We start from the raw sequence: 12,538 nt of genomic DNA on the forward strand, positions 1-12,538 counted from the left end.
TGCAGATTTTGGGTTTAATCCTCGCTAATAATTTCTATGGCTCTTTCCAGCAATTCGTCTCGGCCTGCTTTAATGCCTTCAATGGTTGGTTTTACCTCAATGTCCGGCACAATTCCGATACGTTGTGTTTCTTCTCTATTTGGATAATATACTCCAATACCAGAAATCATTGTTTTAAGTCCACCGGGCAAAAATAATGAAGATACATTTCCATCTGCTCCTGCTGTAGTACTTCCAATAACTGTCGTATTGTCACCAGCTCGGAATGCCATGGCAGTATATTCTGCCTGACTTTGCGAAAACTCATTAATCAGTACCACCAACTTGCCTTTGTATGATTTACCCGTGCTAGGGATTTCCAAATTTTTTGTAAATGAGAATTCACCAGGGTTATTGATATTTCCTATGGTGAATTTTACAAATGGTGTTGAAGAAGAAACAAAAAAGGAGCCTAGACTAAAGGGCACGAAAGTGGATGGGTAATTTCGAATGTCAATAATTATACCCTTGCTGTTCTTAAAATCTTTCTTGATATTTTCGATGTCTTCTTGTTTTATGGTAGCAAGTGTAACATAGCCAATGTCGTTTTCTAGTTTCCGATAAGACTTGTTATAGTTTTTTCTGAACCAGGTAAAATAATCAAGACTATCTTTTGGGTAGAGTTTAAGACTTGTCGCATTTTCTTTAGCGCCTTCGGATATGAAATCAATTTTTACTTCATCATCATTTGAACGTAAAATATCGATTGAAATATTTCTTAATCTTGCAGCCTCATTTGAAGCAGGATAATATTTCGATTTTTCATTTACGATTTCTTTTATAGGTCTTCCATTTATTTTGGTGATTATATCGCCAACTTTTAAACCAGTATTTTCTATATGTTCTTCATTATAAAAATCTGCGACTACTAATTTATCTTCTATAAATCTAAGGTTTACTGGAGGGAAATTTGACCCTTTCCACGCATTGATTTTATCCCCTCCTCCCCAAATATTTGCATGCGTATCCTGAATATCGCCTATAAGTTGAAGTGCAGCCAGCTCATATTCCAATTCGTTTTCTGTATCTAAGAAAACGGGAATATATTCTTTAAGCTTTATATTCCAATCTGAATCCATTAAGTGTTTGTAGGGGAAAAAATAATTGATCATGTTCCAATACCTGAAAAGAGACAAAAGTCTAAATCCATCATCAGGATAGGGCATGTTTTCGTAAGAATTTTCATTTATAAAATCCGGGTTACCTACACTGGGAGTCATTTGTATATAATAGTGTCTGCCTTGCGAACGGTTATTGTAAACAGAGAGTAATTTATCTTTTAGCGCCGAATCTTGGTTTTGAATCCAGGTTAGATCCGGCTTGAGTATCGCATTTTCATCAGTTGGTATACAATCTGTACAGTTTGTCAATGGATTTAGTGAATCAATCCAATCGATAATAAGTTTGTTTCTGTCAGCTTCATTTTTAGCCTCGATATAAGAAGGTAAGAATCTAAATAATTCATAGTCCCAATTGTAATTCCCTTTGGCAATTTCAGGATGGTGGTATTTGAGAAAGCCCCAAACCCGACCCAATAATTCAAGGTCATCGGTTTTTTCGGCCGTCAATACAGATAAATCCAATAAGGAACCTTTGTCAAAGGCTGTATCAAGTATTGCCTTAGGCTCTTCAATTTCGGCTTCCGTTAACGTTTCAATATTTTCTCCATCGAGGGTTAAATAAAAATCATCAAACCAGGCTTCACCTTTTCCGCTAAGAATACCTGCTACATATATAGTCTCTGATTTTTGAGGGTAATTGACTGTGATGCTGTATTTCTGCCAATCTTTAGTTCCCTTTATTTTCTGGTCATCCATATTGGCAAATGCTAAAATGCCTTCTTTGCCATCAATTCGTAGCAAGAGCCCAGCAAATCCATTTGTGACATTTTTGATTTTCATATACCCTTCAAGCCTTAAGGTTTTTCCGGAATAAATTGCAGGAATAGGATAGGCGATACATCCAAATTTTCCAGTATCAGTAGCCGTGATTTTCACAGCATTTTTCCCTGAATAAGTCAGGCTGTCTATGGATAAATTATAATCGCCCCATTTAAACCAGCCGTCTGAAAGGCTGGATTTATCTTTTTGACTTTCAAAGTCAAAATTGAATTTGCCATCATTCTGGGCTTGACAATAGTATGCTGCCAATAAAAAAAGGAATACAATAAAGTTTTTCATAGCTCATTTTTTTTTAACCTATCCATTGTCGTATTGGTACCTAAAGCACAATACTAAATCAGCAATGTTGAAGGCCTAGATGTTGTAAGTATTTAATCACTACACATCTAAATTACAACTATTTTTATAATTGAAATTGAGAGGATGTAAACTTTAAAGTTTTTTAACAGAAGTTTTAGGTGTAAAAGGGGAGGTCTATCTTATCCAACTTTTATATTTTATGTAGACTGTAAGGTTTTTGCAGCCAAGGGCATGAACCATTGGATAAAATCTATAATACAACATGATTTTATCAGCGTTGCTGCTTTATTTCTGCAACAATACTGATAAAATCACGATGCCAATTAGTGGCCTTTTGTTAGTTGAAAATTTCTTCGATTCTGGACTATGATAAGGCTTTAACTACCTATTTTCTATTGTGCCATTTTTATAACCATAGCCATGCCCTTGTGTTTTCCCAAGTTATAATTCATCACATTCTTTGACGTTAGGGTTCTTGTCTCTAATGCTACCCTGCTGTGGGTTTTCACTTCTTCATCATCCGTGAAAATTATAGCGGTATATTCTTGATTTGGGTCTAAAAATTCGAATGAGATTTCACTGTCTCTTTCCTGCATTCCATTAAGCGCCCCGACAAACCAGGTGTCTTCACTTCTTCTGGCGACAACTGCATATTCTCCTGGGTAGCTGGATAGCACTTTAGTGTCATCCCAAACGGTAGGCATTTGGTCGAAAAATGTCAATTCAGGCACCTCCAAGATAAAATTGGTACTGTTTCCAGCTCCTTTATGTGCTCCCGGAGAATTTTCAGGTCGGTCGTACCAATAAAGGAATTGCCAGGGGCTGTAGATCATTACTGCCTTTGCCAGTTGCGAAGCATGTGAGCCCATTTTACTGTCCACTCTTTCTGCAAAATAGCAGTTGGTATGGTCACCGGCACCTGCCAGCATACGGGTAAACAAGGTTTTTAAAACCATGGTATTGTCAGGAGATTCCTCATCCCCGCGAATACCTTCTTGTGTCATCAGGTTTGGATAGGTGCGAGAATAGCCCGTTGGGCGGTATTCATCGTGTATGTCTATCATAAGACCATGGTCTGCGGCCTTTCGTACCGCCTCATGTAACCAGCTGGTCCATTCCTGTGGACCTACATTAACAAAGCCATATTTGATACCTTTTACTCCCCATGATTTTAATAATGGCAATACTTCATCCAGTTGTTTTTCTAAAGCTCTTCGGTTGACATACAAAATCACCCCTATTCCTTTGCTTTCTGCATATTTGATTACCTGCTTGAGGTCCAGAGGGCCTTTGGAGCGGTTTGGATCTACTGTAATGGTGGTAGCATCCGAAGCGTCATCGTATTCATTACCATACCATCCGGCATCAAATTCAATGTATTGTAAATTGTGTTTAACAGCAAAATCTACACAGGCAATCCCCCCATCTGTGGTGAGCGTAACTTCACGAATAACCTTTCCGGGTTTTATCCAATCTGAGTTTTTTATGGCATTTGGAGCATTGAGGTTCAATAGTAGGTAATTGTTTTCCAGTAATTCACCCGTTGAATTTCCTGCCATGATTGTTCTCCAAGGGCTTGTAAAAGGCCCATCAAAAACCACTTTGCTGTCAAGACTGGCAACCAGGGTAGTGGATTTTTCATCGGCCAATGCAAATTTCATTCTTGCAAAATCAACTAAAGCAGCTTCTCCAAGGGCTACAAATAAAGAATCGCTCAGCTCTGCCAATAATGGGCGTTCAACAATCTTGTTGCTTATTTCCGCTAACTTTGTTTTGTTAATCGCGCCTTGTGCCTGCTCGGAAACCCATACTTCTGAGTTGGCAGGTAAGGTGAATTCGGTTAGTTCAGCATCAATGGTAAGCTGTCCTGCATTTTCAAATGCATACTGAAAGGCAAGCCCTTCATTGTATGCCCTTATGTTGAGTTGGAAGAGAGGCATTTTTTGGTCCTTTGAACTAAAGGTAACAATGGACTGATGGTATTGCTCTGGATAAAGGTTTCTTTCACCATAAACAGGCTTCCAATCTGTTGCTACTTTACTTTCTTTAACCTCTTTTATTTCAAGGTTTTGGGTGGTGTTGCTTGTGTCAGAAAGCTCAAATCCAAGTATAGACTTTCCTATGATCTCTTTATCATCAAAAAATGCGCGATAATATAGCTGTGAATCTTCAGTCAGTAATTCAAACCTAAATTTTCCATTAGGGCTGCTTACATGAACATCATTGGCGCTGGTGCAGGATTGAAATACAAGCGCTAAAACAAAAATCCCAAGAGATCTAAAAATATTTTTCATTTAAAAGGTAAGGTTTATTGATATGAATATTTTCTGTCAGACAATACAGAATAAAATTTCGATGTTAACTTTTCAGTTTTCGAGCAATCATTCCCATTTTACATACTTCCGCCAATTGTGTTGTTCTTTAAAGCCAAGTACTTCACGTATTTTTTTATTTGAAAACAAAGCTTCATGTTCTTCCAATTCACGGGTAATCGGCACACCGGGGAAAAATTGTTCTGCCAATTCTTTGCTAGGAATAATAGCACCATTGTGATCATTTCCCGCGTTGAATACCTGGTAACCAAGTCCGTCTTTTTGCAAACACAAGTCTACAATCTGTCCAAGGTCTCGCGCGTCGATATAACAGAAAGCATTTCTTCTGCGCACTTCAGGGTTTTTGAAATAATGGGGAAAGAGTTCAGCATATTCGTGGGGCTCAATCACATTTCCTATACGCAAGGCATATATATCAAAGCCTGATCTACGCTGAAAACTGCGGGCAGTTTTTTCATTGACTACTTTTGATAAGCCATAACTGTCCATGGGGTCTACATCATAACCCTCTTCTAAAGGTAAAGAATTAGGATCAGTTGGGCCATCAGAAAAACAGACACCATAGGTGGTTTCCGAAGAAGCGATGATGATTTTCTTAATGCCAAGTTTGACCGCTGCTTCTATTACATTGTAGGTACCCATGGTATTGACACGAAAAGTTTCATTGTCAGGGTTGATCAGAATTCTGGGAACGGCAGCAAAATGCACCACTGCATCAAATTTTGGTACCCCATTTCCAGGCTCTAATTCATCTAAAGCGGCGTAGGAACTCATGGCATTGAACATTTGCCCAGAGTCTGTTATATCAGCTATCAAATTGTCAACCCCAGGATGATCCAAAGGTTTCAGGTCTACATTCATCACCCTATGTCCATGGGCGAGCAGATAAGGGACCACATGTTTACCTGCTTTTCCCGATCCACCAGTAAAAAGAATTCGTTTTTTAGTCATGTTTAGTGAGTATTACTTGAATAGGCTTTCGTTTAACGGTTTGGCTAAACTGGGTTTTATTGCAGTTTAGCTTTTTTTATTTCTTTCAAACAATCTTTAAGTTCATCTTTTTCTTGATCGCAATCTGAATTTTCAATTCTTTTATTGATGAATTCTTCTACACCACTACAATTCAGATTTGCAAGGTTAGCAGAGTTCCATTCAATTGAGTCCTTACAATTGGGATCATAATTTGATCTAATCCAGCTCAATATTCTTTGGCTAGATTCAACATTAAGTCCTTGCTCGTTATAGCCCTGATAGGAGATTAAGTTATTAATTTCTGCCGCACCTTGTGATTTAGAAATTGTATTATCATTTTCTAATAAATTAATTAGTTGAATTAAATAATGATTCACTTCTTTAATATCAAGAACAGAAGGAAGTAATTCTATGTCTGTCAATTTTTTTAGTCTCATTTTCCAATTGCTACTAACATTCAGCAATATTGACCGGGATTTTTGCTAGGCCACCTTCAGATGTTTCTTTGTATTTTGATTTCATGTCCAAAGCCGTTTCCCACATTACCTGGATAACATTGTCTAAACTCAGCCGGGCTGCAGAAGAATCGCTTTCCAGAGCCATGTTGGAGGCAGTGATGGCCTTAATGGCCCCCATGCTATTTCTTTCAATACAAGGAATTTGTACCAAACCGCCAATTGGATCGCAGGTCATGCCCAAATGGTGTTCCATTGCTATTTCTGCGGCTTGGCATACCTGTTCTTTTCTCCCGCCAAGTGCTTCTGTAAGGGCGCCTGCTGCCATAGAACTTGAGACACCTATTTCAGCCTGACATCCTCCCATGGCTGCAGAAATAGTCGCCCCTTTTTTATAGAGGGTACCGATCTCTCCTGCAGTGAGTATAAATTTCACGATTTCATCCTCATCAAAATTTGGCGTAAAACAGTAAGCATACATCAGTACTGCAGGGATCACGCCTGAGGCCCCATTGGTGGGTGCAGTAATGATTCTACCAAAAGAGGCATTTTCTTCATTTACCGCTAAGGCAAAAACACTTATCCATTTGTTGACAGTGTTAAAATCTTTTGGCCCTTTTTTTATGGCCTTGATCCAATCCGCTACATTATTAAATTTTTGTCCCTGCAAAAACTTTTTGTTCAGATCGTAAGCCCTTCGCCTAACCTTAAGCCCTCCCGGTAATAGCCCTGATTTATTTACACCTCTAAAAATACAGTTTTTTATTTCGTTCCAAATGTTAAGGGCTTGTTTTCTGGTTTCGGCCTCACTTTGCCAGGCCGTTTCGTTAAGCATTACCAGCTCAGAAATGGTCAGGTTAAGTTTGTTACAGTTATCCAAAAGGTCTTTTTGGGTATGACAGGGGTATTCAGTTTTGATAGGGTTTTGGGCTATTTGGTCAGAAGCATGGGTGACTACAAAACCACCACCTACGGAAAAATATTCCCGCGAAACAGTAGTGCCATCACTTAGGCTAGCATCAAACCGCATCCCATTCGGATGGTAATCCAAACTTTTTTTGAATTCAAAAAGGATGTGTTGTTTGTAGTTAAAAGGAATGGCATGGCTTTCTGAAATATTGATGCAAGCGTTTTGATTTATTTGGTCAATTTTTTCATCTATTTTATCCGTATCGATAGTAAGGAAATCCTCATTAGAGAGTCCCAGCATCACGGCTTTGTCGGTACCATGTCCTAAGCCTGTTTTTGCCAGTGAACCATACAAGTAGGTTTTAATCTCTGTGACTTCGTTGATTTGCTTGTTTTTATTCAGGTGATTTAAAAAAGACAGGGCTGCCCTCCAGGGTCCCATGGTATGTGAACTAGATGGTCCAATGCCAACTTTTATTATTTCAAAAATGCTTATTGATTCCATATTGATTTTTGGCCTTACCCATTCCAATTTATAATGTAATGTAATTTACGCCTAAGGATTCAATAGGTAATAATCTAATGGGGCTTTAATTGATTTAACGCTCATTGAGTCAAATCAAATTATGAATTTTTGGCTAAACAGAAAATTTATCTTTTTGCCAATTCATTGGATTGGTGGAAATGTAATGTTGTATTCTTTCGAAGGAGGCTGAATTTCGGATGATTTAGTCCTGTCCAACAAATTAACAATTATCCATTAGTAATTAACAATTGCCATTCCTTTTATCCAATGGTATGCGCTTTTTTGGATTGCTTTTTAGTGAGCGCATGAAGGAATTCAGGGGCAAAGTCCGCCCCACAATCCCAGCCAATTGTCCAGCGGTCTTGGGTGAAGTTTTTAAAATAATTTATATCCTTTAATGGTTCGAAAACTTCTCCCCATATTTCGTCTTTTAAATCTACGGTCCCAGTTAAACCGTCTGAAAAAGTTAACCTTATTTGGTAATCTGATACGTATTCCGCTTGTTTGACTTTTATGAGTAGTGTATTCCCTGTTATTAGTCCAATGGTTTAATTTTGTTAAGAGGTTTCCGTTCTTCTATTCGTTACCAGTTTTCAAGTAGCGCTTCTTTGTTTTGATCCAGCCATTCATATACAAGAACTAGTGCTCTTCTTGAAATTTTACCTGTTAATTCTCCTGTTTCAATATTTACAATCGCCTCATAATCCTGATACTCTACGTGAAAATGAGGAGGATTATATTCATTGAAGTACATTTTGATAATTATTCCGTAAAATCTGCTAATCTCTGGCATCCTTATTAATCAAAGTTTAACATTTTAATATACGTAAACCTGATGTAAACAATTGGCTTTAAATGGATAAAATCTGGCTTTGCAATTATTTCCTATTCTATTTTTCAATTCGCAGGATTGCTTATCATGAGGTATTTAAGCCTAGTTATTTAAAATAATTTTCATAAAATATAGAAAAATGTTTTTTTCTTTAATCTTTAGTTTAGGCCTAATTTTTTTAATCTTATTATACAAAGCATTCCACCTATCTTCTATAGATTGTCCTTGGATAATCGGACATTCTAATATGGTCTTTCTCTAACTCATTCAATGCATTCTTAGCAATCCATATTGCTGCAGGGCTTTTTGTTTCGAGTATTTCTTGGGTCACAAGTATGGCTTTTTTATTGAGGTCAGTGTTTCTTTTCCCAATATTGCGCAATGCCCAATTCACAGCTTTTTTAACATAGATTCTCTCATCATTTGCTTCTCGCTTAATGATGGGGAAGAAGGGTTCAAATATTGAATTGTCTGACAATTTATCTGCCATACAGTAGGAAGCCATAATTGTAAAGCCTGCTCTTTTTTCAAATTCAGGTTTCCTTTTTGTCCATTCCAAGATCTTTTCAAGGGCGAATTCACTTTTAGCAAACAGCCCCATAGAAAAACTATCACAAACCTCCCAATTCTCAAAAGTTTTGACCCATTTTTCCATCAAGTCAACGGTAACATCCTTGGGCTTGAAAATTTTGCTACATAAAATGCGGGCTTCGTAAATACCGCTATCAAAAAGTTGCAGGGCAAGTTCATTGTCCTTGCCAATCTCTTTAGCGATCTTCTTTAGTTCTGAATGATATATCCCCAAAGAGTTATTAGAGACAATCCCAAATTTCCTTTCCTTAAAAACGACCTTTTCAGGATTTTGAAGCGCGTAAAGTAGTTCTATGGTTTCCTTATAGGTCAATATTCTTATATTTTAAAATTGTAAGCAGCAGTATGAATTCTAAAATTTCACCCCAACACTCCAATCCATTAACGATTAAAAATTAACCATTAATATTTATCATGTATAAAATACAATAGCTTTTGCAGTTCTTTCTTTTGCACACTGGAGCTTCCGCTGTAGTTGTTGAAAAAAGTGCTGAAAAGCAAGGTTTTGCCACTTTTGGTAATAAGGAACCCACTTAGGGCAGTGCTCATAGCAAGGGTGCCGGTTTTGGCGTAAATATAGGCAGGTTGCCCCGGATCTGCCGGGTACCAGTTGCGTATAGTACCGGATTCTCCCCCTGCCGGGAAGTAAGCCTTAATTTTTTCCATAGGGATTTCTGAATGGATTTTTTGAAGCAGTTTGATAACCGAGCGAGGGGTAAACATATTCTGTGGAGAAAGCCCAGATCCATCCACCCACTGCGGCTCATCAGGTAGGTCTGCCAAGAAGTGTTTTTTGGCATAGGAGATGCCTTCGCTGATATTGATGGAGTCTAAAACAGCATCAGAGACCAGGGCCATCAGCTGTTCGGCCAAGAAATTATCACTAATTTTCATCATCTGCGCATACAAGGAATCTGCCTTAACCGTTTGCAATTTCTCATGTGGCCCTTGGGTAATGCCCTTGTTTTCCAGGAGTGTTATTTGTTTTCCCACAGCTTCCTGCAAGAGGTTTTTGGTCAATGTGGCAGAGGTAATAAATGGTTTATCGGTTGCAAAAGTCAAGCTGTCTTTTTCTTTGTTTATGGCATATTCATAGGTATTTCTTTTAAAGTCTCTTTGGATAAAATAATTATCTGGAGGCGTTCGATTTGATGGCATTAGAGGTAAAAGGACAGATTTTGGATAGGGTGATGCTTCCGCTAACTCAGCTCTTTTAGAAAAGCGCAAAACATTTCCATAAATGGGCATGGCGGATCGCTCAGCAGCAAAATAGTAAGGAAACCAGTTCCATGACCAACCCGGGCCATAGCTGGAAAGCTGCTCAAAATTATCCACTAGATACAATTTTTTATCTTCCTTTTTTAGAAAGTTCACAACAGTACTGTCCTTAAAGTCCGGATGCAAAAGTGAGGGGTCACCTGTTCCCCAAAAAATTAGCGAATCGCCCTGGTAGGTATAATTCAAACCGTTGATGTATCCATCACCCAGGGCTTTGTAACTGGAATAAAAGGTAAATATTTTAGTATTGGAGGCTGGGATAAAGTATTTGGCTTCGTTTAATTTTACCAGTGTTTTGTCCTTTACCGGATCATAAAGCATAAAACCCATGTGCCCTTTTTCAAACACATCTGAAGTACGTACAGTCTTGTTGATTTTTTGAACGGTGCAGGAAAAGAATAGCAATATGCACAACCATTTACAATGTTTCATAGGGTGAGGATCTGAGAAATACATTTTAACCCGAAATATGCAATAGACAATCTATTACGTGCTGAAATCGCTTCAAAATCTGCCACTTCGTTGCTGTTTTCAATTTCACCATAGCGGTGCTATGCTAAAATCTCCAAACAGCCTGATTATCTTGTGATTGCAACACTTCCCGTAAACACGAGACAGGCTTCACCCCTGACTATTGTCAGGACGGAGAAATCCTATTACATAATCCGGTTTTAATCTGGCTTTTAAACCATAGGAAAAGTAACATTTTCCGTCCAATTGAGGAAGTGAATTTAGCAATTACTGGCAAAATCCCGATTTAATTGTGATCAATCAGTTTCGCAACAAAGCTTAGGTAAATTGATTTTGTCAGCATTGTTGCAGAAAAAAAAGTAACAATACCGCCAAAATCCGGAGTCGGTTATACAATTTACCATGGGAGCAGCCCATGGCTTTATGTACATCATTCTTTCTGGGTTGAAAGGTAAGTTTTCGTTGTTTTTAAGAAATATCCCCTCTTTTTGTCATAAAGAGGGGATTTAAAACTATTACTCGTTCCACCAAATCCTGTCCAAAAGGGTGACATCAGGGACATTTTGCCCATTTCTGCTCACCTCATTGTCTGGATAGGCAAGCCTTCTGATGTACTGTCCGTTGAGATTGCCATTTAGGTTATCAGGTAAGGTCATGTCTTTATAACTGTAATCAAACCTTCTGGCATCATTCCAGGTTTCTGGGTGGAGGAAGAGGGCGACCCATTTTTCCTTCATTATATCTGCTAGGCTAAGAGAGGATGCTCCCATGCTTACTTCTGGATTATTGAGATAAGCCATTTTATCGTCAGCGCTTACCTCTAGCATGTCCATATGGGCTTCAATTCCCTCAAGATAGGCGGCATATGCCCTGTCGGGGTCCATTGGTAAAGCTACTTCTGCCTCTATGAATTTCTGCTCTGCATAGGTGGCGATTAAAAGAGGGGATTGCTCAGAAGTATAATATTGTCCGGGAATCAGGGTAGATCTTGCACCTTGTTCAGGTGCATTGCCTCTGCCTGCCCCATTGGTGACACCTATGTACACCCCATCATCCGTGGCCCCAATCATCAAAGGCATTCTTGGATCCATTGTAGAATAGGACGTTCCATCCAATGCTTCTATAAATTGGGTTGAAATCCATCCTCCTAACAGTAGGTTTTCATTGTCAATAGCCTCTTGAGCCCAGGGGTTGAATCGCTGTTCAAAGAACACCACAGTGGCATCATCTTCATTGCTCATCATGCCATTATCTAGGGCGGTTAAAATGGTCTGCGCATTATAAGCCGCTTTTCCTTTTGTGTGAAGCATAAATCTGGCCTTTAGCATGTTACCAAATTTTATCCAGGAAGAAACGTCCCCGTTGAAGATGAAATCGTCATCACCTAGGGAAAGGGCCGTAGTTCCTGAGAGATTTTGGATCCCTTGATCGAGTAGGCTAAATACCTCTGTATACAATTGCTGGTCATCATCATAAACTGGTGTGACCGAAGTAAAATCAAAACCTTCTGAATAAGGGACGTCTCCAAAAATATCAACAGTCATTCCCAGGTTAAGTGCCATTAGGATTTGGCCGGCCCCTAGATAGTGTCCGGCATCTTCTTCTTCGGCCTTTTGCATCAGGTCTGTCAAATCTGTCATCACATTGTACAAATCAAACCACAGCCCACTATAATTGCTTGCATCCATAATATCTGAAGCACCAGCTGGATTGGGCGAGGCCAGGTATTGTACATAATGGGAGGTGATGCTACCAATTGCTTGTACATTGAGAGAAGTCTCGTAAGTAGCATTGGTCATCAGTCCAGAAATAGGTGAATCCTGCGGATTATTGGGATTTTCGTTGACATCGAGAAAATTCTCACATGAGCTTAACGCTAAAAAGAGCATTAGGCCGAGTATAGTATATATCGCTTTCATAATTGCAGTTTT

The 12,538-nt window shown here is 38.7% G+C and carries 10 protein-coding genes; all 10 read right to left on the reverse strand.

Going from position 1 to position 12,538, the window contains the following annotated elements:
- Positions 1–14: 14 nt before the first annotated feature.
- Positions 15–2,219 (reverse strand): S41 family peptidase, encoded by a 2,205-nt coding sequence (locus CA2015_RS08780; RefSeq protein WP_048641570.1) that lies wholly within the window; start codon positions 2,217–2,219, stop codon positions 15–17.
- A gap of 413 nt (positions 2,220–2,632) precedes the next feature.
- The gene (locus CA2015_RS08785; protein WP_048641571.1) at positions 2,633–4,534 is read right to left on the reverse strand and encodes a glycoside hydrolase family 97 protein; all 1,902 of its coding nucleotides are present in this window, start codon (positions 4,532–4,534) and stop codon (positions 2,633–2,635) included.
- A gap of 87 nt (positions 4,535–4,621) precedes the next feature.
- Positions 4,622–5,524: an NAD-dependent epimerase/dehydratase family protein gene (locus tag CA2015_RS08790; RefSeq protein WP_048641572.1), complete on the reverse strand. Its 903-nt coding sequence runs from the start codon at positions 5,522–5,524 to the stop codon at positions 4,622–4,624.
- 56 nt (positions 5,525–5,580) lie between these two features.
- On the reverse strand, positions 5,581–5,967 hold the full coding sequence (locus CA2015_RS08795) for a hypothetical protein (RefSeq protein WP_169786473.1): 387 nt from the start codon (positions 5,965–5,967) through the stop codon (positions 5,581–5,583).
- A 28-nt stretch (positions 5,968–5,995) separates the two neighbouring features.
- The gene (locus CA2015_RS08800; protein WP_048644441.1) at positions 5,996–7,414 is read right to left on the reverse strand and encodes an L-serine ammonia-lyase; all 1,419 of its coding nucleotides are present in this window, start codon (positions 7,412–7,414) and stop codon (positions 5,996–5,998) included.
- Positions 7,415–7,695: 281 nt separating this feature from the next.
- The gene (locus CA2015_RS24560) at positions 7,696–7,980 is read right to left on the reverse strand and encodes a DUF2442 domain-containing protein (RefSeq protein ID WP_316934229.1); all 285 of its coding nucleotides are present in this window, start codon (positions 7,978–7,980) and stop codon (positions 7,696–7,698) included.
- Between the two features lie 38 nt (positions 7,981–8,018).
- Entirely contained in the window at positions 8,019–8,228 is a 210-nt protein-coding gene (locus CA2015_RS08805; protein WP_048641574.1) for a DUF4160 domain-containing protein, read from the reverse strand.
- A 244-nt stretch (positions 8,229–8,472) separates the two neighbouring features.
- On the reverse strand, positions 8,473–9,171 hold the full coding sequence (locus CA2015_RS08810; RefSeq protein WP_048641575.1) for a DNA alkylation repair protein: 699 nt from the start codon (positions 9,169–9,171) through the stop codon (positions 8,473–8,475).
- A gap of 89 nt (positions 9,172–9,260) precedes the next feature.
- On the reverse strand, positions 9,261–10,568 hold the full coding sequence (locus CA2015_RS08815; protein WP_048644442.1) for a D-alanyl-D-alanine carboxypeptidase: 1,308 nt from the start codon (positions 10,566–10,568) through the stop codon (positions 9,261–9,263).
- 554 nt (positions 10,569–11,122) lie between these two features.
- Positions 11,123–12,526, reverse strand: coding sequence for a SusD/RagB family nutrient-binding outer membrane lipoprotein (locus CA2015_RS08820; RefSeq protein WP_048641576.1), 1,404 nt, complete (start codon positions 12,524–12,526; stop codon positions 11,123–11,125).
- Positions 12,527–12,538 lie beyond the last annotated feature (12 nt).

The sequence above is a fragment of the Cyclobacterium amurskyense genome (assembly GCF_001050135.1).
Lineage (GTDB): Bacteria > Bacteroidota > Bacteroidia > Cytophagales > Cyclobacteriaceae > Cyclobacterium > Cyclobacterium amurskyense.